This is a genomic window from Mycobacterium paragordonae (assembly GCF_003614435.1).
GTDB classification, from domain to species: domain Bacteria; phylum Actinomycetota; class Actinomycetes; order Mycobacteriales; family Mycobacteriaceae; genus Mycobacterium; species Mycobacterium paragordonae.
Window position 1 is genome coordinate 5,179,386 of record NZ_CP025546.1, and the last position, 21,461, is coordinate 5,200,846.

20 protein-coding genes and 3 pseudogenes are annotated in these 21,461 nt (G+C 67.1%); 9 read left to right on the top strand and 14 right to left on the bottom strand.

From position 1 onward, the window contains the following. The first annotated feature begins 1 nt into the window (after position 1). Entirely contained in the window at positions 2-1,153 is a 1,152-nt protein-coding gene (locus C0J29_RS23120; RefSeq protein WP_065044190.1) for an Mrp/NBP35 family ATP-binding protein, read from the top strand. A gap of 71 nt (positions 1,154-1,224) precedes the next feature. Here the strand turns inward: C0J29_RS23120 and tatB are convergent, their stop codons facing one another. The 4 genes from tatB to sigE all read right to left on the bottom strand — a co-directional run bounded on the left by tatB (position 1,225) and on the right by sigE (position 4,610). Then, positions 1,225-1,617 (bottom strand): Sec-independent protein translocase protein TatB, encoded by a 393-nt coding sequence (gene tatB, locus C0J29_RS23125; RefSeq protein WP_120793665.1) that lies wholly within the window; start codon positions 1,615-1,617, stop codon positions 1,225-1,227. Further along, positions 1,618-3,126 (bottom strand): serine protease HtrA, encoded by a 1,509-nt coding sequence (gene htrA / locus C0J29_RS23130; protein WP_065161685.1) that lies wholly within the window; start codon positions 3,124-3,126, stop codon positions 1,618-1,620. A gap of 165 nt (positions 3,127-3,291) precedes the next feature. Beyond that, positions 3,292-3,678 carry an anti-sigma E factor RseA gene (rseA, locus tag C0J29_RS23135; protein WP_065161684.1) on the bottom strand — a complete coding sequence of 129 codons (387 nt, stop codon included), beginning with the start codon at positions 3,676-3,678 and terminating at the stop codon, positions 3,292-3,294. Positions 3,679-3,833: 155 nt separating this feature from the next. Further along, a complete protein-coding gene (gene sigE / locus C0J29_RS23140) occupies positions 3,834-4,610 on the bottom strand; it encodes an RNA polymerase sigma factor SigE (RefSeq protein WP_065044193.1) in 777 nt (258 codons plus the stop codon). 203 nt (positions 4,611-4,813) lie between these two features. Between sigE and C0J29_RS23145 the strand changes: the two genes are divergently transcribed. Beyond that, positions 4,814-5,488 (top strand): O-methyltransferase, encoded by a 675-nt coding sequence (locus C0J29_RS23145; protein ID WP_065044194.1) that lies wholly within the window; start codon positions 4,814-4,816, stop codon positions 5,486-5,488. A 2-nt stretch (positions 5,489-5,490) separates the two neighbouring features. Here C0J29_RS23145 and C0J29_RS23150 read toward each other — a convergent pair whose 3' ends face one another. Together C0J29_RS23150 and C0J29_RS33960 are read right to left on the bottom strand one after the other, a co-directional pair. Then, positions 5,491-7,254: a PE domain-containing protein gene (locus C0J29_RS23150; protein WP_065161683.1), complete on the bottom strand. Its 1,764-nt coding sequence runs from the start codon at positions 7,252-7,254 to the stop codon at positions 5,491-5,493. A 91-nt stretch (positions 7,255-7,345) separates the two neighbouring features. Further along, positions 7,346-7,450 (bottom strand): annotated as a pseudogene (locus C0J29_RS33960) (TetR/AcrR family transcriptional regulator); the annotation flags it as partial. Between C0J29_RS33960 and C0J29_RS23160 the strand changes: the two are divergent. Continuing rightward, positions 7,448-7,621, top strand: a pseudogene (locus C0J29_RS23160) (SDR family oxidoreductase); the annotation flags it as partial. The pseudogenes C0J29_RS33960 and C0J29_RS23160 sit on opposite strands and share 3 nt — an antisense overlap. A 16-nt stretch (positions 7,622-7,637) precedes the next feature. Here the strand turns inward: C0J29_RS23160 and C0J29_RS23165 are convergent. Together C0J29_RS23165 and C0J29_RS35005 are read right to left on the bottom strand one after the other, a co-directional pair. Further along, a complete protein-coding gene (locus C0J29_RS23165) occupies positions 7,638-9,317 on the bottom strand; it encodes a beta strand repeat-containing protein (protein WP_482808822.1) in 1,680 nt (559 codons plus the stop codon). Next, a pseudogene (locus C0J29_RS35005) lies at positions 9,293-9,788 on the bottom strand (PPE family protein); the annotation flags it as partial. The gene C0J29_RS23165 and the pseudogene C0J29_RS35005, both read right to left, overlap by 25 nt. Before the next feature lie 172 nt (positions 9,789-9,960). Between C0J29_RS35005 and C0J29_RS23170 the strand changes: the two are divergent. From C0J29_RS23170 to C0J29_RS23190, 5 genes are read left to right on the top strand one after another with little or no spacing between them, the layout of a single operon-like run. Then, the gene (locus tag C0J29_RS23170; RefSeq protein ID WP_065164790.1) at positions 9,961-10,602 is read left to right on the top strand and encodes a TetR/AcrR family transcriptional regulator; all 642 of its coding nucleotides are present in this window, start codon (positions 9,961-9,963) and stop codon (positions 10,600-10,602) included. Continuing rightward, the gene (locus C0J29_RS23175) at positions 10,592-11,521 is read left to right on the top strand and encodes an ABC transporter ATP-binding protein (RefSeq protein WP_120793667.1); all 930 of its coding nucleotides are present in this window, start codon (positions 10,592-10,594) and stop codon (positions 11,519-11,521) included. The genes C0J29_RS23170 and C0J29_RS23175 overlap by 11 nt, the downstream gene beginning before the upstream one ends. Beyond that, on the top strand, positions 11,518-13,146 hold the full coding sequence (locus tag C0J29_RS23180; RefSeq protein ID WP_120793668.1) for an ABC transporter permease: 1,629 nt from the start codon (positions 11,518-11,520) through the stop codon (positions 13,144-13,146). Before C0J29_RS23175 ends, C0J29_RS23180 begins: the two co-directional genes overlap by 4 nt. Next, positions 13,143-13,817, top strand: a complete 675-nt coding sequence (locus C0J29_RS23185) for a methyltransferase family protein (RefSeq protein WP_120793669.1) — start codon at positions 13,143-13,145, stop codon at positions 13,815-13,817. Before C0J29_RS23180 ends, C0J29_RS23185 begins: the two co-directional genes overlap by 4 nt. A 44-nt stretch (positions 13,818-13,861) precedes the next feature. Further along, on the top strand, positions 13,862-15,541 hold the full coding sequence (locus C0J29_RS23190) for a CocE/NonD family hydrolase (RefSeq protein WP_120793670.1): 1,680 nt from the start codon (positions 13,862-13,864) through the stop codon (positions 15,539-15,541). Positions 15,542-15,581: 40 nt separating this feature from the next. Here C0J29_RS23190 and glgC read toward each other — a convergent pair whose 3' ends face one another. Next, complete coding sequence (gene glgC, locus C0J29_RS23195) at positions 15,582-16,796, bottom strand: glucose-1-phosphate adenylyltransferase (RefSeq protein WP_065044201.1); 1,215 nt, start codon at positions 16,794-16,796, stop codon at positions 15,582-15,584. A 168-nt stretch (positions 16,797-16,964) separates the two neighbouring features. Here glgC and glgA point away from each other — a divergent pair, with 168 nt between their 5' ends. Beyond that, the gene (glgA, locus tag C0J29_RS23200; protein WP_065164786.1) at positions 16,965-18,128 is read left to right on the top strand and encodes a glycogen synthase; all 1,164 of its coding nucleotides are present in this window, start codon (positions 16,965-16,967) and stop codon (positions 18,126-18,128) included. Between the two features lie 26 nt (positions 18,129-18,154). On the opposite strand, the gene C0J29_RS23205 is transcribed toward glgA, so the two are convergent. The 5 genes from C0J29_RS23205 to folP form a co-directional block, all read right to left on the bottom strand. Then, a complete protein-coding gene (locus tag C0J29_RS23205) occupies positions 18,155-18,322 on the bottom strand; it encodes a DUF3117 domain-containing protein (protein ID WP_003406247.1) in 168 nt (55 codons plus the stop codon). Between the two features lie 176 nt (positions 18,323-18,498). Continuing rightward, positions 18,499-19,092, bottom strand: a complete 594-nt coding sequence (locus C0J29_RS23210; RefSeq protein ID WP_065044203.1) for a DNA-3-methyladenine glycosylase I — start codon at positions 19,090-19,092, stop codon at positions 18,499-18,501. A 7-nt stretch (positions 19,093-19,099) separates the two neighbouring features. Beyond that, positions 19,100-19,465, bottom strand: coding sequence for a DivIVA domain-containing protein (locus tag C0J29_RS23215; protein ID WP_120793672.1), 366 nt, complete (start codon positions 19,463-19,465; stop codon positions 19,100-19,102). Positions 19,466-19,525: 60 nt separating this feature from the next. Continuing rightward, the gene (locus tag C0J29_RS23220) at positions 19,526-20,482 is read right to left on the bottom strand and encodes a glucosyl-3-phosphoglycerate synthase (protein ID WP_065044205.1); all 957 of its coding nucleotides are present in this window, start codon (positions 20,480-20,482) and stop codon (positions 19,526-19,528) included. Next, positions 20,479-21,303: a dihydropteroate synthase gene (gene folP / locus C0J29_RS23225; protein WP_120794921.1), complete on the bottom strand. Its 825-nt coding sequence runs from the start codon at positions 21,301-21,303 to the stop codon at positions 20,479-20,481. The genes C0J29_RS23220 and folP overlap by 4 nt, the downstream gene beginning before the upstream one ends. Positions 21,304-21,461 lie beyond the last annotated feature (158 nt).

Genomic DNA, 21,461 nt, shown 5'->3' on the forward strand with positions numbered 1-21,461 from the left:
GATGTCCGCAACCCAAGATGACGCAACCGATCTGACCGCCGCGATCCGCTCCGCGCTGGGCAAGGTGATCGATCCCGAACTACGGCGCCCCATCACCGAGCTCGGGATGGTCAAGAGCATCGACCTGGGCGCCGACGGCAGCGTGCACGTCGAGATCTACCTGACCACCGCCGCCTGCCCGAAGAAGACCGAGATCAGCGACCGGGTCACTCAGGCGGTCACCGATGTCCCGGGCACCGGGACGGTGCGGGTGAGCCTGGACGTGATGAACGACGAGCAGCGCACCGAGCTGCGCAAGCAGTTGCGCGGGGACGCCGCCGAACCCGTCATCCCGTTCGCCCAGCCCAGCTCACTGACCCGCGTCTACGCGGTCGCTTCCGGCAAGGGCGGCGTCGGCAAGTCCACGGTCACCGTGAACCTGGCCGCGGCGATGGCTGCGCGCGGCCTGTCCGTCGGCCTGCTGGACGCCGACATCCACGGCCACTCCATTCCCCGGATGATGGGCACCACCGACCGGCCCACCCAGGTGGAATCGATGATCCTGCCGCCTATCGCCCATGAGGTGAAGGTCATCTCGATCGCCCAGTTCACCAAGGACAACACCCCGGTAGTCTGGCGCGGGCCGATGCTGCACCGCGCGCTGCAGCAGTTCCTGTCGGACGTCTACTGGGGCGACCTGGACGTGCTGCTGCTCGATTTGCCGCCCGGCACCGGCGATGTCGCGATCTCGCTGGCGCAGTTGCTGCCCAACGCCGAGATCCTGGTGGTGACCACGCCGCAGCTCGCCGCCGCCGAGGTGGCCGAACGGGCTGGCAGCATCGCCATACAGACACGCCAGCGGGTCGCTGGGGTGGTGGAGAACATGTCCGGCCTGACCCTGCCGGACGGCACCACGATGCAGGTGTTCGGCGAGGGCGGCGGCCAGCAGGTCGCCGAGCGACTGTCGCGGGCGGTCGGCGCGGACGTGCCGCTGCTGGGCCAGATTCCGCTCGATCCCGCACTGGTGGCTGCCGGCGATACCGGTGTGCCGATGGTTCTCAGCACGCCGGACTCCGCGGTGGGCAAGGAACTGGGTCGCATCGCCGACGGGTTGTCGTCGCGTCGGCGCGGCCTGGCGGGTATGTCCCTGGGCCTGGACCCGACCCGCCGATAGGAGGCGTGAGCAGACGCGGAATCGCACCTGAGCAGATGCTCTAGCGCGATTTCGCGTCTGCTGACCGCGGCTCAGGTGGCGTCGGTGTCGAACGGGGTGCGCTCGGGAGCTACCGGTGGCGCCGGCGGTGCCGGGGTCTCGGGTGCGGCCGGTGCTTGCGGCGCAGGCGCGTCGAAGTTACCGGTGAAGATCGAGTCGTCACCGTCGAGCAGGTGCTTGGTCAGCGCCGCCCGCGGGGTCATCCCCCGCAACTTCTGCAGCTCACTGAGTTGGCCGCGGATGTCGTCGAATTCGGGCCCGATGTCCTCGCGCAGTTGGTTGGACACGCCGCTGAGGTAGTCGCGGGCCTGCCGCAGGGCGCTCGCCGTCCAGCGGATCGCGCCCGGCAGCCGTTCTGGCCCGAGCACCACCAGCCCGACCACGACGAGGACGAGCATCTCCCCCCAGCCGATGTTGGCAAACATCTAGCTGGTGTCAGGGTCTGGTTTGACCGTCAGCGTCACGTGCCGGCCGTCGCGGACCACCTCGATCGGCGCGTCCTGGCCGATGGTCAGCTGCCGCACGGCGACGACGGCTTCGTCGGAGTCGGCAACCTTACGGCCACCGATCTTGACGATCACGTCGTTTTCCAGGATGCCGCCCTTTTGCGCGGGTCCCCCGGCCTTCACGTTCGCGACCTGCGCACCCGAGGCGATCGCGTTGCTCACCGACCGGGTGCTGATGCCCAGCGTCGGGTGCAGGATCTTGCCATCCTTGATCAGCGTCTCCGCGACCAGCTTCATCTCGTTGACCGGGATGGCGAAGCCCAGCCCGCTGGCGCTGTCGGACAACGATTTGCCCGCGCTGTTGATGCCGATCACCTGGGAGTCCATGTCGATCAGCGGCCCACCGGAGTTGCCGTGGTTGATCGAGGCGTCGGTCTGAATGGCGTCCAGGACGGTGTCGGTGTCGGAGCCCTCCCCCGACAGCGGCACCGGCCGGTGCAGCGCGCTGACGATGCCGTGCGTGACGGTGCTGCGCAGACCCAGCGGCGCGCCGGCTGCGATCACCTCGTCGCCGACCCGCACCTTGTCGGAGTTGCCGAGCCGTGCCACGGAGAGGTTGTCGACGTTGTCGACCTTCAGGACGGCCAGGTCGGTTTTCGGGTCGCGGCCGACCAGGCTGGCCGGCACTTCCTTGCCGTCGTTGAACACGACCGTGGTCTTGAACTGGCTGGGGTTGTTGGCGGCTTCCGAGATCACGTGGTTGTTGGTGACGATGTAGCCGCGGCCGTCGATGACGACGCCGGAACCCTGCATCCCCTCCTGGTCGCTCTTGGACTCGATGGTCACCACGGAGTCGGCGACAGCAGCCGCGACCTTGGTGAATCGGCCGGCCGGCTCTTCGGCGTTGCCCGAGGTCGACAGCGTCACCTTGGACGTGGTGAACGCCTCGACCACCTCAGCGGTCTTGCGGCCGATCACCCCGCCGAGCGCGCCGATCACCAACGCGATGAGCAGCAGCACCGCCAGCGCCAGGTAGGACACCTTGCCGCCGAACAACACGTCGCGGACACCGAGCTTGCCGCTGTGGCGCAGTTCGCCGTGGGTGTGGACCGGAGGCAGCGCCGGAGTGCCCAGCGCCGCGGCCGCATCGGGATCGCGCCACGGATCCTCGGGCTCGTCGGGCTGTCCGTTCTTCTCGCTGGCGAGCGCGGCGGCATCGATCGGATGACGCTGCAGTGTCTCGGTGTCGCCGAACGGACGGCTGAAAGCCTCGGCGAGTACCGGGTCGGCCGGCTTTTCGTGCGGCCGGAACTCGGACTGGTCACGGTACTTCTGCGGACGCACCCGGTCGGCGACGAAGGAGCCCTGCTGCCCGGCCGGGCGGCCGAACGCCTGACGCGATCCAGGGTCTACCGGAGGCCGGTAGATGGGCCGCGGCGCCAGCCGTTCGGTGTCCTGGCCGATGTTGTTGCCTTCGTCGGAGCTCACGGTTCCTCTTCTAGATCCGTTCGGGGCCCGGCGCCGGGCCGGCCGTCTGCGCAGCAAAGGACCGCACGGCCCTGGAAGTCATATTGATGTCCACCCTAGTATCCACGGATCCCCGCCGGTCGGCACGAACCCGCGCGACAGCCCGCGTAGGCACGCAACCGCAAGCTAGCGACGCTTCCGCTGATCGTCGCGCTCGGCAAAGTCGTCCGGGAGCGGCAGGCCGTCGTTGTGCGGGTAGTGCGGAATCTCGGACAGCAACCCGAGCAGCGAACTGGGGATGCGGATCGGGTGGGAGTCGCGCAGCGCCGCCCGTGCGCGGCTGTGGTCGTCGACTTCGGCGGCACACTGCGGGCACAGCGAAAGGTGGTGGGCGGCGCGCAGGTGCGCGTTCATCCTCAGCTCGCCGTCGACGAACGCGGCGATGGCCTCGATGGAGAGGTGCTCCGTGGAACGGAATTGACGCGGCGCGCCCACCGGCGCGTCGCTCTGAGAGGCGAATTGAGCGGGTAGCCACGAGAACGCACGCCGGAACACATCACCCCGGTCGGCCATCACCAGCTCCTTCCGCGCCCTATTAAGCCACTTGTATCTCGAATGTAGCGCGGTGTGCTGCTTGATAACCATGATCGAACCTTCAAACCCCGGATTTTGGGATCAGTTGGCAACCGTGCAGTGGCCGAAACGATGATTCGGCCAAAGCAGGCTGCTTAGCTGGCCGTCCGCATCGAGCGGTCGTCGTTCAGGCCGATTTCGGGATGGGCGGCCAGGTAGTCGCGCAGCGCCTGGCGCCCGCGGTGGATCCGGCTGCGAACGGTGCCGAGCTTGACGCCCAGGGTGGCGCCGATCTCCTCGTACGACAGACCTTCGATATCGCACAGGACCACTGCGGCACGGAACTCCGGCGGCAGCGAGTCGAGAGCGGCCTGCAGATCCGGACCCAGGCGCGAGTCGTGGTAGATCTGCTCAGGGTTCGGCTCGTCGGCCGGCACTCGGTCGTAGTCCTCGGGCAGCGCCTCCATCCGGATGCGCGCCCGGCGGCGGACCATGTCGAGGAACAGGTTGGTGGTGATGCGGTGCAGCCAGCCTTCGAAAGTGCCGGGCTGGTAGTTCTGGACCGACCGGAAAACCCTGATGAAGGTCTCCTGCGTCAGGTCTTCGGCGTCGTGCTGGTTGCCGGAGAGCCGGTATGCCAGCCGGTACACCCGGTCGGCGTGCTGACGCACCAGCTCATCCCAGGACGGCATGGTGGCCTTGTCGCCGGTCGCGTCGAAAATCGCGGTGCCGAGCAACGTGTCAGATGGTTCCACCCAGTCGTCATCAGCAACCTGTTGCGGGTGCGACATGGTGGTCGGGCTCAAAGTGGTGATTTTCAATTCCTCCGGTTTTCCCCTGCCATCCAGGGTCGGCAATTCTCCACTCGCCGAAACACGGAGTTCCCATTCCGTATTCCCACCAGCCTCGCCCCACAGTGCACCGCGTTCCATACGGCTTACCGTCGCTTACCCGAGTGTGGGCGAGGTATGAGCAGTCTGAGCTTTAGCTGAGAAACCATACTGTTACCTACCTTTTCCAGCGGTTATGGAGTTTGCTATGACCTCCCTCCGCCGGCCGATCCCGGGCGTGTCGTCACCGGCGCCCACGGGCGCGCCTGAGCGACGGCACCACCGGTTCGGCATACTCTGCGGACATGGAGGGCACGTCCAACACCAGCGACGAGACCGGCCAAGCGACCCGCAGCAGGGCGGATTCGCTTGTGGCGCACGCCGAAGAGTCGATATCGGAGGATGCGATCCTGGCCGGCGCCCGGGAACGCGCCGTGGACAGCGGGGCCGGCGCGGTCACCCCGGCGGTCGGAGCGCTGCTGAGTCTGCTGGTCAAGCTGAGCGGCGGCAAGGCCGTCGCCGAGGTGGGCACCGGGGCGGGCGTCAGCGGGCTGTGGTTGCTGTCGGGCATGAGCGACGACGGCGTCCTGACCACCATCGATATCGAACCGGAATATGTGCGGCTGGCCCGGCAGGCCTTCGCCGAGGCGCAGGTGGGGCCCTCACGCACCCGACTGATCAGCGGACGCGCCCAGGAAGTGCTCACCCGGCTCGCCGACGACTCCTACGACCTGGTGTTCATCGACGCCGACCCGATCGACCAACCGGAGTATGTGGTCGAAGGCGTCCGCTTGTTGCGATCCGGCGGAATCATCGTCGTGCATCGCGCGGCACTGGGCGGCCGCGCCGGTGATCCCGAAGCTCGCGACGCCGAGGTGGCCGCCGTGCGCGAAGCGGCCCGATTGATCGCCGAGGACGAACGGCTGACTCCGGCGCTGATACCGCTGGGCGACGGGTTGCTGGCCGCTGTGCGCGACTAGGGTTACGCCCCGATCAGCGTCTCGGCGATCGCGAACGGGAAGTGCACGGTGGCGGTAGCCACCTCTCGGACCCCGTCGCGAACCGCATTGACGATGGTCGCCGGGTTGCCGGTCAGTAGCGAAGTTCCGATGTCGTAGCCCGCGAACTGCGGTGCCGTGACGAAGTTGCGCACGTCGACGAACAGTTGGGTCGGCAGGTTCGCGGGCCCGACGGGCACCCCGTCGTAGCTCACCATCGTCCAGCCGGTCGCCGGACTGCCCTTCACCACAACGACTCCGGTGTTCGGCAGCGAGTGGGTGATCAGGAACAACGGGTTGGGATTGTCGACCATCATCATCGTGCCGGTCTCGATGGTCAGTGCACTGGAATAGGCGACGACGGCGTGGCTGGGAGCCGACGCGCCGACGTTGTACATGGTTTGCACGGCGTTGTTGAACCCGGCGGCGAAGTTCAACCCGGTCGGGTTCGTCGAGAGCGGCGCCAGCATCGGGAAGGCCGGCAGCCCGAGCGTCCACACCAGCGGGCCGCCCAGATACAGCAGTCCCGCCGGGATCTGCGGCAGGTCCTCGAACAGGCCGGCGTTGATCTCGTTGAGTCCGGGCAGCACGACGGCGGCCGGTTGTCCCGCGAAAGCCACCAGCGCCGCGGCCGTTTCCTGCGTCCTGATCATCTGCGAGTCGAAGATGCCGCCGAAGATGCCCTGGCCGTTGAGGACGTTGGCGACGTTGGCCGCTTGCAGAACGCCCGTCGCGTCCAGCGGGGGGCCGGGTACGGCGGTGTCGAGGATGCCGGCCGCGTTGCTCGCCGTCTGGCCGTGCCGGACGAACTCGATCGTGACCATCTGGTCGTTGAGGACGGGGACGGTTGAACCGCCCAGGCCGATGAACAGGCCGGGGTAACCGCGTGCCCCGAAAGCTCCGGTGGGTGTACCGGATCCGCCGGCGCCGCCGTACCCACCGTCGCCGAACAGCAACGCCTGGCCGCCCGCCCCGCCGGCACCGCCGGGATCGGTGATGAGCAGCGCCGCACCGCCGAGGCCGCCCCGACCACCGTTGCCCATCAGCAGGCCGCCGACACCACCGGTGCCGCCCGCACCGCCGGCCCAGCCGGTACCGCCGATGCCACCGGTGCCGATCAACCCGGCGTTCCCGCCGATTCCACCGGCCAGAGGCAGCACACCGCCGGTCGGCGAATAACCGGGCCCGCCGTCGCCGAGCAGAAAGCCGCCGGCCCCGCCGTTGGGTGACGCGGCGGTTCCGGCCGCCCCATTCCCGATCAGGTCGCGCCCGAACAACGCCTGCGTGGGCGCGTTGATGATCGGATCGATCGCCTCGCCCAGCGGGCTGAAGATCCATGCCTGCCCGGCGGCGTGAACCGGTTTGTAGATGAGGGCCTGGAACGCGCCGGAGGTGAATTCGTTCCAGGCCTCCAGCGGCGCGGCGGCGAATCCACCACCGAGCAGCGTGGCCTCCAGCTGCGCCAGAGCCGCTGCTTCGGCGCCGCCGTAGGACGCCGCGGCCGCGCCGAGATTGCGCACGAACTCCTGGTGATACACCGCCGCCTGCACAGCCGCCGCGCGGTACTCGGTCGCGTGCGTGCCGAACAGTGCCGCGATCGCGACCGACACCTCATCGGCGGCCGCCGCGGCCAGCTGAGTCGTCGGGATCGCCGCGGCCAGGTTGCCGGCGCCGACGGCCGCTCCGATCTGTGCGGCATCCGCCGACGCCGTTTCGATCATGTCCAGTGCCGCGACCACAAACGACATTTCGCTACTCCTCGATGCGTAATTTTGCCCGACCGACATCTTGGCACCTCAGCCGAGAAAAAGTCGCGGATTCGACGAGTTTTTGCAGCCCTCAGGAGCCGCGCAGCGCCGCGATCCCGGCGTCCAGCGCCGCCTCCGGATACGAGAGGTCGCCCGTGGCCAGCATGATGCCGACTCCGCCCTGGATTCCGGCGAGCGGGCGCTCGAATTCGCCGACAACGTCGGGCCGATGCTGGCCCGCGTCCCGTCGCGCCGGATGAGCACTCCGGAGGAGGTGGCCGCCGCCGTGGTGTTCCTAAGCGGCGACGACTCCGCCAACATCCACGGCTCCATCCTCAGCGTGGACGGGGGGTGGGCGGCGGTGTGAGCCCCACTCGGGCGATTCAGGGGTTGAAGAATCCGGACTGTCCGACGCCAGCGTTGAACCCGCCCGAATCCGCACCAGGACCGGTGTTGCCAAGTCCCGAGCTGTGCTGGCCGGTATTGAGGAAGCCCGTGTTGTAGTAGCCCGCGTTTGCGAAGCCGATGTCGTGGTTGCCCGCGTTGAAGAAGCCCACTTGCAGTCCACCGGCGCCGTGGTTGAAGAAGCCGGTGTTGGTGCCGGCGCCGCTCGAGTTGAAGAAGCCCGCGTTGTCCTCGCCGCCGCCCGAATTACCCCATCCTGAACCGTATCCACCAGAGGTCGTGTTGTTCAGACCCGAGTTGAAGTTACCCGAGTTGAAGAATCCGGAATTGCCCGTGCCCGAATTGCCGAAGCCCGAGTTGCCGGCGTTGATCCCGGTGCCGCCGAACCCTGTATTGACATCACCGGAGTTGAACAGACCGGTGTTGGTGTCACCGGAATTGAACAGACCGGTGTTGGTGAAGCCCGTATTGAAGAAGCCGGTGTTGCCGCCCAGTCCCAGGAAACCCTGACCGAACACAGGATCCGTGCCGCTGCCCCCGGCGTTGAAGCCGCCGGTATTGCCGATGCCGGTGTTGGACCAACCGACGTTGCCGAAGCCGGCGTTGAACGAACCCACGTTGTGGTTACCCGCGTTGAAGAAGCCCACATTGTGACCGAAAAGCGAAGTGCCGCCGGAGTTGAACGCTCCCAGGTTGCCGTTGCCGGAGTTGGCCAAACCCATATTCGTGCTGCCGGCGTTGAACGAGCCGCTGTTGAAGCTGCCGGCGTTGAACAGCCCGGTGTTGGTGCTACCGGAATTTCCGAGCCCGAAACTGTTGACACCCGAATTGAGCAGCCCCACGTTATGGACGCCGGTATTGCCGAAGCCCAGGTTGGCGCTCCCGGAGTTGAAGAACCCGGAGTTGCCGACGCCGGAGTTGAACAGGCCGGTGTTGCCGCTGCCGGAGTTGAAGCCGCCGAAGCCGACCTGGTTGTCGCCGGTCAGCCCGATGCCGAAATTGCCGTGCCCAGTGTTGGCCAAACCGAAGTTGCCGTCACCGGTATTGCCGAAGCCGAAGTTGAAGCTGCCGTTGTTGCCCAGCCCGAAATTCCAGCCGGCGTTGTTGGCGTTGAGCCCTCCGATGCCGATCTGGTTGTTGCCGGTGAGCCCGATACCGATGTTGTTGTTGCCGACGTTGCCGAGACCGAAATTGTTGAGGCCGACGTTTCCGATGCCGATGTTGTAGGTGCCGAGATTGTTCAGGCCCACATTGAAGGCAGAGGCAGCTCCGGTGACCGCCCCGGCCAGATTCCCGTTGCCGAAACCGAGATTGCCGGTGCCGACGTTGCCCAGTCCGAGATTGAACTGGCCGATGTTGCCCAGGCCGATGTTGTAGGTAGCCGCACCGGGGTAGGGCGCACCGGGTACGCCCAGAGTCGCGTTCCCGTTGCCGGCACCGATGTTGAACGAGCCGTAGTTGCCGAGGCCGAAGTTGCCGCTGCCGCCGCTGCCCGGGCCGCTGTTGCCCGCGCCGAAGTTGAAGCTTCCGACGTTGCCGCCGCCGACGTTGAAGTCACCGATGTTGCCGATCCCCAGGTTGAGGCCTTGATTGAGGCCCGAGTTGAAGCCCTGCACGAGCTGCTGAAGCGGCGCCAGTTGTGCGGCGGCCGCCGACACCCCGGCGTGATAGCCCGACATCGCGGTCACATCCTGGGCCCACATCTGTTCGTAGAGCGCCTCCGCGGCCGCGATTGCCGGCGCGTTGAAGCCGAAGATGTTCGACCGCACCAACGAAACGAACTGAGTCCGGTTGGCCGCCACCAACTGCGGATGCACCGTCGCCGCGCGCACCGACTCGAACACCGCAGCCACCACGTTGGCCTGACCTGCCGCCGACTGGGCGTGGGCCGCCGCCGTGCTCAACCATGACGAGTAGGGCGCGGCCGCGGCGGCCATCGCGGTCGAGGCGGCGCCCTGCCAGGACGTCTGCACCAAGTCCGACGTCACTGAGTTGAAGGACTCCGCTGCCGACGCTAACTCGGCGGCCAGCCCGTCCCAGGCCGTCGCCGCCGCCAACATCGGTGCGGAGCCCGCCCCGGAGAAGATCTGCGTCGAAGTGATCTCCGGCGGCAAGATCGAAAAATTCATTACGCCCCCCTGGCTTCTCGGGCCGCCACGGTTGCGGTGGTGGCCCTGACACCAGGGCGGCCCGCGAGAAACCGTATCGAAAAGTGGAGCGCTGCGGGCGCTTTCGAGCTACCTCCGGCACGACGAGTCCACCCCCTTGACGTAGACTGAACGCGCGTTTAGTGTACTGAACATGCGTTCAGCCGACCTGACAGCGGTGGCCCGGATTCGAGATGCGGCCATCGCGCAGTTCGGTGAGCACGGGTTCGGGGTGGGGTTGCGCAGCATCGCAGAGGCGGCCGGGGTGAGCGCGGCACTCGTCATCCACCATTTCGGTTCGAAGGACGGTCTGCGCAAGGCCTGCGACGACTACGTCGCCGAGGAGATCCGGATCAGCAAGTCCGAAACGATTCAGTCCAACGACCCCGCTACCTGGTTGGCCCAGCTGGCTGAGATCGAGTCCTATGCACCGTTGATGGCCTACCTGGTACGCAGCATGGTGTCCGGCGGTGAACTGGCAAACTTGCTGTGGCAGAGAATGATTGACAACACCGAAGCGTACCTGGAGGAAGGCGTGCGGGCCGGCACCGTCAAGCCGAGCCGCGACCCGCATGCCAGGGCCAAGTATCTGGGGATCACCGGCGGCGGCGGTTTCCTGCTTTATCTCCAAATGCACCCGACTCCAACAGATTTACGCGCAGTCTTGCGCGACTACGCAAATGACATGGTGTTGCCCGCCCTCGAGGTCTATTCCGAGGGCCTGATGACCGACCGCACCATGTACGACGCGTTTCTCGCAGCGGAGAAGAACAAGGGAGGGTCACATGACAACTAATGATCAGGCGCCGATCGATGTTCGCGGTCTCACCAAGAACTTCGGCAAGGTGCGGGCACTAGACGGCCTCGACCTGACTGTCCACGAGGGTGAAGTGCACGGCTTCCTCGGACCCAACGGCGCCGGCAAGTCGACGACAATCCGCATCCTGCTCGGCGTGGTCAAGGCCGACGGCGGCAGCGTGCGCCTCCTGGGCGGCGACCCGTGGACCAACGCCGTCCAACTGCACCGCCAGATCGCCTATGTGCCAGGCGATGTCACGCTATGGCCGTCCCTGACCGGCGGCGAAACCATCGATCTGCTGGCCCGGATGCGGGGCGGCATCGAGCAGCGGCTGCGGGCGGAACTCATCGAGCGCTTCGAGTTCGACCCGACCAAGAAGGTGCGCACCTACTCCAAGGGCAACCGCCAGAAGGTCTCCCTGATCTCGGCATTTTCGTCGCGGGCCCGGCTGTTGCTGCTCGACGAGCCGACCAGCGGGCTGGATCCGTTAATGGAGAACGTGTTTCAGCAATGCGTCGCCGAGGCTTCCGAGCGCGGCGTGACGGTGCTGCTGTCCAGCCACATCCTGGCCGAGACGGAAGCACTGTGCAAGCGGGTGACCATCATCCAGGCGGGCAGGACCGTCGAGAGCGGCTCGCTGGAATCCATGCGCCATCTCAGCCGAACGTCGATCAAGGCCGAATTGGTCCGCGATCCCGGCGATCTCACCCAAATCAAGGGTGTCGCGGATGTCAGCTTCGACGGCAACACGGTGCGCGCTCAGGTCGACAGCGAAAGCCTCGGGGACCTGATCCGGGCACTCGGCGATGCCGGCGTGCGCAGCCTGGTCAGCCAGCCGCCCTCGCTGGAGGAGCTGTTCATGCGTCACTACAGCACCAACGGCGCCCGGGATGCGAAAGAGGTGGCGGCGCGATGAGCACTGCGCTTCTGGACCGGCCGAGCGTTGCGCCGCAACGTAGTTCGCCGTTCACCGGGACGCTCGGGCTGCTGCGGCTCTACCTGCGCCGCGACCGCGTCGCCTTACCGCTGTGGGTGCTGCTGCTGTCGGTGCCGCTGGCAAGCGTATACATCGGCAGTATCGAAAAGATCTATGCCACCGACGCCGAGCGGGCCGGATTCGCGGCCACCATCATGGCCAGTCCGGCGCAGCGGGCGCTCTACGGCCAGATCTACAACAGCAGCCTCGGCGCCGTCGGCATCTGGAAAGCCGGAATGTTCCACCTGCTGATTGCGGTCGCGGTCATTCTCACCGTCATTCGCCACACCCGGGCCGACGAGGAGACCGGGCGGGCCGAACTGATCGACTCGACCGCGGTCGGCCGCTACGCCAGCCTCACCGCCGCGCTGCTGTTGTCGCTCGGGGCATCCGTGGCCGTCGGATTGATCGGTGCCGCCGGCCTGCTCACCACCGACGTCCCCCCGGGTGGGTCACTGGCATTCTGCGCGGCGCTGGCCGGTTCCGGCCTGGTGTTCACCGCCGTGGCGGCGGTGGCCGCGCAGCTGTCACCGAGTGCCCGCGTCGCCCGTGGTTTTGCTTTCGCGGTACTCGGCATTGCGTTCACCCTGCGCGCGGTCGGCGACGCCGGATCGGGTGCCCTGTCTTGGTTGTCGCCGCTGGGATGGTCCCTGCAGGTCCGCCCGTACGCGGGTGATCGCTGGTGGGTGTTGCTGCTACATCTGGCGACGACGGTGGTGCTCACCGTCGTGGGCTACCGGTTGTTGGCAGGACGCGACGTCGGCGCCGGCTTGTTCGCTGAGCGCACCGGACGCGCTACTGCCTCAGCGTCGCTCGGCGGCGTTTTCGGCCTGGCCTGGCGCCTTGACCGCGGTGCACTGGTGGTCTGGACGGTGGGGCTGGCGTTGTACGGACTCTTGATCGGGAGCGTCACCTACGGCATCGGCGACGAGTTGGGCGGCGCGGCCGGCCGGGATGTCCTGGCCCGACTGGGTGGTACCAGTGCTTTGGAACAGGGATTCATCACCGTCGGATTCGGCATGCTGGGCATGATCGCGGCCGCGTTCGCGGTCTCGTTGTCGCTTCGGCTGCATCAGGAGGAGAGCAGTCAGCGCGCCGAAACCCTGCTGGCCGGCTCGGTTTCGCGCACCCGGCTGCTGGCGAGTCATCTGCTGATGGCCGTGGGCGGGTCGACGTTTGCCATCCTGCTCTCCGGGGTGGCCGGCGGACTGGCCTATGGCATGGCCGCCGGTGACGTGACGGGCAAGTTGCCCTCCGTCGTGGGGACGGCGGCGGTGCAATTGCCCGCCGTGTGGCTCCTCTCGGCGGTGACCGTCGTATTGTTCGGCCTCACACCACGATTCGCACCCGTCGCGTGGGGTGTGCTGGTCGGGTTCGTCGCGCTGTATCTGCTCGGTTCCTTATCGGGATCACCGCAGTGGCTACTCGACCTCGAACCGTTCGCGCACACCCCGCGGGTCGGTGATGATTTCACCGCCGTGCCGCTGCTCTGGTTGCTGGCCGTCGACTTTGCGTTGATTGCGCTGGGCGTCATGGCTTTTCGCCGCCGGGACCTACGGTCATGAAAACCGTCCTGAAGATCGTCGCGTCGCTGCTGTACGGGGTGGTGCTGTACAGCGTGCTGGTGTTCGTGCCGGCCGGGACATTGCAGTACTGGCAGGGGTGGGTGTTCGTCGCCATCGCGATGGGCCTGACGACTGTCTCCACCGTCTGGTTGGCCGTCACCAACCCGGCGGCACTGCGGCGACGCATGCGGGCCGGCCCCCGCGCGGAGGGCCGGACCGTGCAGAAGGTGCTCGTCACCGTCTTGTTTCTGACGTCCATGGGTGTGATGGCGTTCAGTGCGTTCGACCACCGGATGGGATGGTCCTCGGTTCCGGCCTGGGTGTCCGTGGTCGGTGACGTGATGATCGCCGTCGGGCTGGGCTCGGCCCTGCTGGTTGTGGTCCAAAACAGTTATGCCGCCGCGACTATCGCCGTCGAGCAGGGCCAGACCCTGACCTCCGACGGCCTGTACGGAATCGTCCGGCACCCGATGTACAGCGGGTCGCTGGTCATGATGCTCGGCATCCCGTTGGCGCTCGGTTCCTACTGGGGATTGCTGATCGTCGTCGTGGGTGTCGTCGTACTGGTGCTGCGGATCCTGGACGAGGAGAAGCTGCTTGATGCCGAGTTGGCGGGGTATCGCGAATACACCCGGCAGGTGCGCTACCGCCTGGTCCCGCACGTCTGGTAACCGTATGCTCGCGCAGGGCCGCGCGGCGCGTCTAAGGTAACGGCGTGGCCCGAGACCTGGCACCCGCCCTGGACCGGCCCTGGCGGCGTCCCGGCGCTGGGAAGTATGCGCGGGAACGGCTTCGCAGTATCGCCCGGCCGCCGGTCACCGTCACCGATCCGCCGTCGGACATGCTCATCGACCGCGACGTTGAAGTACCTACCCGCGACGGAACTGTGTTGCGGATCAACGTCTTCCATAAAGGTGAGCGAGCGCCACGGCCCGTCCTGCTGAGCATCCACCCCTACGGTAAAGACGACCTGCCCCGACGCCGGCGCAGCCGCTGGACGTTCTCACCGCAGTTCCGGGCGCTGCGCCAACCCGGACCGCTGACTTTCTCAGCTCTGACCGGATGGGAAGCCCCCGACCCGGCATGGTGGACCGGGCAGGGCTTCACCGTGGTCAACGCCGATTCACGCGGATGCGGGCACTCCGACGGCACCGGCAAACTGCTGTCCCGTCAGGAGGCCGAGGACACCTACGACCTCGTGCAGTGGGTGGCCGGCCAGCCCTGGTGCGACGGCCGGGTCGTGATGCTGGGAGTGTCGTACCTGGCCATCAGCCAGTACGCCGCCGCGGCCCTGAACCCGCCCGCGCTGCGGGCGATCTGTCCATGGGAAGGACTCACCGACCCCTACCGCGACCTGACCTTTCCCGGTGGCGTCCGGGAGTTCGGCTTCACCAGACTGTGGTCGTTCATGGTGAATCGGACCCGGCAAACCTACAGCCTGAAGGAGCTGCAGGAAGAGCATCCGCTACGCGATGACGCGTGGCGGGCGATGACACCCGATCTGCCGGCGATCACAGCGCCCATGCTGGTGTGCGGCAGCTTCTCGGACAACAATCTGCACACCCGCGGTTCGATCCGGGCCTTCGCCCGGGCCGGTTCCAGCTTCGCGCGGCTGTACACCCACCGCGGCGGCAAATGGCGGGAGTTCTACTCCGAGCACGCGCTGAGCGAGCAGCTGCGATTCTTCCGGACCGCACTGGACGGCGCACCGGTGTCACGCAGCGTGCGCCTGGAAGTGCGCGAGGACCGCGACACCGTCGTCGCGGTGCGCGAGGAGAAGGAATGGCCGCTTGCCCGGACCCGCTGGCGACGGCTGTATCTGTCCGGCGCCGGAGCCCTTTCACCCGAGCCGCCAACCGCTGCGGGCAGCATAACATTCCAAACACATTCTCGCGCAGCATCATTCAGCTGGACGGTACCGGAGGACATCGAGTTGACCGGCCCGATGGCGGCGCGGCTCTGGGTGCAGTTGGACGGCTTCGACGACGCCAACATCTTCGTCGGCGTGGAGAAGTGGCGCGACGGGCGCTATGTCGGGTTCGAGGGTTCGTACGGATTCGGCCGCGACCGGGTCACCACCGGCTGGCAGCGAGTGTCGCTGCGCGCACTCGACGCCGAGCTCTCGACGCCGTGGGAGCCGGTCCCGGCCTGCGACCGAGCGCAGCCGGTGCGTCCGGGTGAGGTGATCGCGTTGGACGTGGCGCTGGGTCCGTCGGCGACCGTGTTCCGCGCGGGCGAGCAGTTGCGGTTCGTGGTCGGTGGACGCTGGTTGTTCCCGCGCAACCCGCTGACCGGCCAGTTCCCGGCGGCGTACCCGGATCCGCCGCGCGGGCTGGTGACGCTGCGCTGGGGCCCGCGGTATGACGCGCACCTGCTGATCCCCGAGATCCCCTAGGGACGGTCGCACCCGGGTGCCTCAACGGGTCGGCTGCCGGCTAGATCCAGACGCCTTTACCGACCGCCACCACACCGCCGGCGCTGATCGCGAAACGCTCCCGGTCCTTCTCCAGATCGACGCCGACCATCTCGCCGGGCCCGACGACCACGTTCTTGTCCAGGATCGCGTGGCGCACCACCGCACCGCGGCCGACACGCGCCCCCGGCATGATGACGCTGCCTTCCACGATCGCGCCGTCGTCGACGACGACATTGGAGGACAGCACCGAGTTACGCACCGACGCCGCCGAGATGATGCTGCCGGCGCCCACCACGGATTCCTGGGCCGAGCCGCCGTTGACGAATTTGGCCGGTGCCAGGTTCTCCGACTCCCCGCGGATCGGCCAGCGCTTGTTGTACAGGTTGAACACCGGGTGCACCGACACCAGATCCATGTGCGCGTCGTAAAACGCGTCCAGCGTCCCCACATCTCGCCAGTAGGCCCGGTCGCGGTCGGTGGCACCCGGGACCTCGTTGTCGCTGAAGTCGTAGACGGCGGCCAATCCGTCTTCCACCAGGCGCGGAATGATGTCGCCGCCCATGTCGTGGTCGGAGTGGTCGTCATCGGCGTCCGCGCGGATCGCGTCGATCAACACTTTCGTGGTGAAGATGTAGTTGCCCATCGAGACGTACGTGCTGGAGGGGTCGTCGGGAGTGCCCGGCGGGTCCATCGGTTTTTCCACGAAACTGCGGATCCGGCCCGACTCGTCGGAGTCGATGCAGCCGAATGCGCTCGCTTCGGTCCGCGGGACCCGGATGCCGGCGACGGTCGCACCGGCTCCGCTGTCGATGTGGAACCGCACCATCTGCTCGGGGTCCATCCGGTACACGTGGTCGGCGCCGAAGACCACGATGTAGTCGGGGTCTTCGTCGTGAATCAGGTTCAGTGACTGATAGATGGCGTCGGCCGAGCCGGTGTACCAGCGCGGGCCCAGGCGTTGTTGGGCGGGGACCGGGGTGATGTACTCGCCGGCCAAGCCCGACAGACGCCAGTTCTGGGAGATGTGTCGGTCCAGCGAGTGCGACTTGTACTGCGTGAGAACGCATATCCGCAGGTAGCGGGCATTGACCAGGTTGGATAGCACGAAGTCGATCAGCCGGTAGGCCCCGCCGAAGGGAACAGCGGGCTTGGCGCGGTCGGCGGTCAAGGGATAAAGCCGCTTGCCCTCACCACCGGCCAGCACGATGCCGAGCACGTGCGGCGCTTCCCTCATGGCACAAACCTATCGGCAGCCACGAAGCGCTGCCACCGGTAGGTCCCCGATTGTCCATTCGCTAGACGAGCGAATATTTAAGGAAGTTGCTGCAGTTGAAGCGCATTGCGCCGCACTTCGCCAGAGCCCGCCCTGCGGGCTGCATCGTCGCCGAACTACCGTTCGAGTATGCGGGTGGCGATGATGACTCGGGAATACCCTCCGGAGGTCTACGGCGGAGCCGGCGTGCATGTCACCGAACTGGTATCGCAGTTGCGCAGGCTGTGCGCAGTCGACGTGCACTGCATGGGAGCCGACCGCCCCGGCGCCGTCGCCCACCAACCGGACCCCCGCCTACGCGGCGCGAACGCGGCACTGTCCACCCTGTCGGCGGACCTGGTGATGGCCAACTCCGTCAACGCAGCCACCGTGGTGCATTCGCACACCTGGTACACCGGCATGGCGGGACATCTGGCCAAGCTGCTCTACGGCGTCCCGCACGTGCTGACCGCGCATTCGCTGGAACCCATGCGGCCGTGGAAGGCCGAGCAACTGGGCGGCGGGTATCAGGTGTCCTCCTGGGTCGAACAGACCGCGGCACTGGCAGCCGACGCGGTTATCGCCGTCAGCTCCGGCATGCGGGACGACATTCTGCGGGTCTACCCCACCATGGACCCCAACGCGGTGCACGTGATCCGCAACGGAATCGACACCGAGTTCTGGCACCCGGCCGGCCCCGTGCACACCGGCTCGGTGCTGCGGGAGCACGGCGTCGACCCGAACCGTCCCATCGTCGCGTTCGTCGGGCGCATCACCCGGCAGAAGGGCGTGCCCCATCTGGTCGCGGCCGCCCACCAGTTCAGCCCGGACGTTCAGTTGGTGCTGTGTGCCGGAGCGCCCGACACCCCCGAAATCGCCGAAGAGGTGCGCTCAGCGGTCGCCAGATTGGAGCGCAGCCGCACCGGGGTGTTCTGGATCCGCGATATGCTGCACAAGACCAAGTTGCGCGAAATACTCACGGCAGCAAACGTTTTCGTGTGCCCTTCGGTATACGAACCGTTGGGCATCGTGAACCTGGAAGCAATGGCGTGTGCAACGGCGGTGGTCGCCTCCGACGTCGGCGGCATCCCCGAGGTGGTCGCCGACGGCGTCACCGGGTCATTGGTGCATTACGACCCCGACTACCCGGACGCCTTCGAGGCACGGTTGGCCGAGGCCGTCAACGCGCTGGTCGCCGACCCTGCGAAGGCGCAACAGTACGGGCACGCGGGTCGGCAACGCTGTATCGAGGAATTCTCGTGGGCACACATCGCCGAGCAGACGCTGGACATCTACCGGAAGGTGTGTGCCTGAGGCAGACGGATGAACCGGTCTGCGGGTTAGCTGGTGACGCCCTTCAGTTCGTCACCCAGCGCGGCAGCCTCGTCCGGCGTCAACTCGACCACCAACCGACCGCCACCTTCAAGTGGTACCCGCATCACGATGCCGCGCCCCTCTTTGGTTGCTTCAAGTGGACCGTCACCGGTCCGGGGCTTCATCGCCGCCATCGAGTGCTCCCTCCAGATTCGAGCTGGCCCGCGCCCGCGGACCTGGTCGGCGCCGAGCATGCCCCGCCAGTGGATTTCCAGCCATACCCGACATTGAACTGCCAAATCACCCCTCCATTGTTCCCTATCCGGGAGACCAGGTGCACAAAGACCCGCTTGTGAAGCCAACCTGACGCTCAAGAAGGCCGGCCGGAACCGCTCGTCTGGACCCAGCAAGTGCTGATGTGATCGTCAACCATGCCGGTCGCCTGCATCAGCGCGTAGGCGGTAGTCGGTCCGACGAAGCGGAAACCGCGGCGCTTGAGCTCGCGGGCCATCGCCTTGGATTCCGGGCTGGTGGAAGGAATTTCGGACAAGTCGGCAAATCGGGGACGCGTGGGCGGCGCGAACGACCACAGCAGGTCAGACAGATCCTGCGGTGTCCCCAGGTCGAGGACGGCACGGGCGTTGGCGATCGTCGATTCGATCTTGGCCCGGTTGCGCACGATGCCGTCGTCGGACAGCAGGCGCTGCACGTCCGCCTCGGTGAACTGGGCGACCTGCTCGACGTCGAACCCCTGGAACGCGCGCCGAAAGTTCTCCCGCTTGCGCAGGATGATCAGCCACGACAGCCCGCTCTGGAAGGCCTCCAGGCTCATCCGCTCGAACAGCGCCGTGCCGTCTTTGAGCGGTCGACCCCACTCGTCGTCGTGGTAGTTGCGGTAGAGGTCGGCATCCGGTCCGGGCCGGACGACGGCCCAACCGCAGCGAACCAGGCCGTCTTCTGTCATCGGGGGGTCATGTCGGACCGGAGCGATCTACGGCGACGGCGTCGACGTCGGGCACCTCCGCGTCGTTGGCCGGTGGCGCCTCGGTCCCGGATGCCTGCAGTGCGGCCACCTGACCACGCAGCGTGTCCAGCTCCCGGGCCAGCCGGTCCAGTACCCAGTCGACCTCGCTGGTCTTGTAGCCCCGCATCACCTGGGTGAATTTGACGGCCTCGACGTCTGCCGCCGTCACGCCGTAGGCCGGTAACACCGTTGCCGTCGTCGACCGCGGCAGCGGCGGCAGTTGTTCGCCGCGACCGAACAGCAGGCTTGCCACGCCGAACAAAACGACCGCGACCAGGGTCAGAACCACCAGGTAAAGCAATACCAACGCCACGAGAGTCGATCTTGCCCTACCGCACCGACAGGCTGCCGATCAGCAGGGATCAGCAGGGCCTCAATGTGGCCTGAGCACACTCATCGGGGGACGATCGTCCAACGACACCGGCAACGTGTGCTGGGTGAAGCCCTCAGAATTGGGGCCGGCGGGAAAGAACTGGGTCAATCCGACGCCCGAGTCGGGAATGCCGCAGCGCGACAGCAACGTCGCGATCACCTGCCGGCTCATCGCGCCCAACTCCTCCAGCGGCCGGTTGCGGTGGGCCCGCACGCCCAGGTTGACCTGGGCGATCGCGTCCAGGCCCAGCCGGTCGAAGGTGTCTACCAGCAGGCCGATCTCCACGCCGTAGCCCGGCGCGAACGGCAGCGACATCAGCAGTTCCCGGCTGGCCGCGTATTCCCCACCCAGCGGCTGCAACACCCAGCCCAACTCGGGCCGCAGCGCCGCCAGCAGCGGCCGCGCCACCAATTCGGTGACCCGGCCGCCACCGGTGGAGCCCGCGTCGCCGCTCGCGTCACCTACCTTGAGTGGCCGCCGGTAGAAGCCCTTGACCAGGTGGATGCCGTCGCCGGTGAGCAGCGGGCCGACCAGGTTCGGCACGAACATCGGGTCCGGGTTGATCAGGTCGGAGTCGATAAACACCACGATGTCCCCGCTGGTGGCCGCCAGGGAACGCCACAAAGCTTCGCCCTTGCCCGGCCGGGCCGGTAGCTCCGGAACCGCCTGCTCGCGACTGACGACCCGGGCGCCGGCAGCGATGGCGCGGATCTCGGTGTCATCGGTGGATCCGGAATCCAGCACGATCAGCTCGTCGACGAGTCCGTCGACCAGCGGCGAGATGCTGTCGATCACTGATTCGACGGTCTCTTCCTCATTGAGGGCCGGTAGCACCACCGAGATCGTCCGGCCCGCCTTGGCCGCGACGAGTTCGGCGACAGTCCAGCGCGGCCGGTTCCAGCTCCGGTCGGCCAGGTCACCGACGAGGTCTGCCGCGACCAGATCGGATGCCGTCATCCCAGTCCCCTCACGGTGCGTGCGGGCGGGCGGATCCCCTGAATCGAGGCCACCATCTCCAGCACCCTTCTGGTCTCCGCGACCTGGTGGACGCGGAACATGCGGGCTCCGGCGGCCGCGGCCAGCGCAGTGGCTGCGAGCGTCCCCTCGAGCCGTTCGGTCACGTCCACGCCCAGAGTCTCCCCGACGAAGTCCTTATTACTCAAAGCCATGAGCACCGGCCACCCGGTCATAACAAGATCGGCCACATGTCGCAACAGGAGCAGCCCGTGGAAGGTGTTCTTGCCGAAATCGTGGGCCGGGTCGATCAGTACCCGGTCGCGGGCTACTCCGGCCGCGACGGCCCGCTCTGCGGCGGCGGTGACCTGGCGAATCACGTCGTCCACCACGCCGCGGGTAGTCGTACCGTAACTCACCCGGAACGGCCGGGTGCGCGGTAGCGCTCCCCCGGTGTGCGCACACACCAGTCCGGCGTCGAACTCGGCCGCCACCTCCTGCAATTGCGGATCCACGCCGCCCCAGGTGTCGTTGATGATGTCGGCGCCGGCCTGACAGGCGAGCGTGGCCACCTGCGAACGCCAGGTGTCGACGCTGATCAGCTGGTCGGGATAGGCGCCGCGCAGCCATTCCACGAAGGGCACCAGCCGCGCGATCTCGGTGTCGGTGTCGACGGTCTCGCCCGGGCCCGCCTTGACGCCGCCGATGTCGATGACGTCGGCGCCGTCGGCGATCGCGCGGTGCACCGCCTCGCGGGCCGCGCCGTCGGCGAACGTCGCACCCTTGTCGTAGAACGAGTCCGGGGTGCGGTTGATGATCGCCATGATCAGGGCGCGATCACCCGCGACCGGGCGACCGCACAGGGTGTGTTGGCCGGCTGACGCCGCCGACGTTGCGCGCACGCCTCCATACTGCCTGCTGAATGACGATCGACGGCGTCGAGTGTGCGGTGGCCGCCTCGGGTGTCCGTACAACGCGGGAA

Coding starts and splice junctions, on each gene's coding strand:
- C0J29_RS23205 (WP_003406247.1), bottom strand. CDS start 18,322: ATGGCGGCGATGAAGCCCCGGACCGGTGACGGTCCACTTGAAGCAACC.
- glgC (WP_065044201.1), bottom strand. CDS start 16,796: ATGAGGGAAGCGCCGCACGTGCTCGGCATCGTGCTGGCCGGTGGTGAG.
- tatB (WP_120793665.1), bottom strand. CDS start 1,617: ATGTTTGCCAACATCGGCTGGGGGGAGATGCTCGTCCTCGTCGTGGTC.
- sigE (WP_065044193.1), bottom strand. CDS start 4,610: ATGGAACGCGGTGCACTGTGGGGCGAGGCTGGTGGGAATACGGAATGG.
- C0J29_RS23120 (WP_065044190.1), top strand. CDS start 2: ATGTCCGCAACCCAAGATGACGCAACCGATCTGACCGCCGCGATCCGC.
- C0J29_RS23145 (WP_065044194.1), top strand. CDS start 4,814: ATGGAGGGCACGTCCAACACCAGCGACGAGACCGGCCAAGCGACCCGC.
- C0J29_RS23220 (WP_065044205.1), bottom strand. CDS start 20,482: ATGACGGCATCCGATCTGGTCGCGGCAGACCTCGTCGGTGACCTGGCC.
- C0J29_RS23185 (WP_120793669.1), top strand. CDS start 13,143: ATGAAAACCGTCCTGAAGATCGTCGCGTCGCTGCTGTACGGGGTGGTG.
- C0J29_RS23170 (WP_065164790.1), top strand. CDS start 9,961: ATGCGTTCAGCCGACCTGACAGCGGTGGCCCGGATTCGAGATGCGGCC.
- rseA (WP_065161684.1), bottom strand. CDS start 3,678: ATGGCCGACCGGGGTGATGTGTTCCGGCGTGCGTTCTCGTGGCTACCC.
- C0J29_RS23180 (WP_120793668.1), top strand. CDS start 11,518: ATGAGCACTGCGCTTCTGGACCGGCCGAGCGTTGCGCCGCAACGTAGT.
- C0J29_RS23150 (WP_065161683.1), bottom strand. CDS start 7,254: ATGTCGTTTGTGGTCGCGGCACTGGACATGATCGAAACGGCGTCGGCG.
- C0J29_RS23210 (WP_065044203.1), bottom strand. CDS start 19,092: ATGACAGAAGACGGCCTGGTTCGCTGCGGTTGGGCCGTCGTCCGGCCC.
- C0J29_RS23175 (WP_120793667.1), top strand. CDS start 10,592: ATGACAACTAATGATCAGGCGCCGATCGATGTTCGCGGTCTCACCAAG.
- glgA (WP_065164786.1), top strand. CDS start 16,965: ATGCGGGTGGCGATGATGACTCGGGAATACCCTCCGGAGGTCTACGGC.
- folP (WP_120794921.1), bottom strand. CDS start 21,303: ATGGCGATCATCAACCGCACCCCGGACTCGTTCTACGACAAGGGTGCG.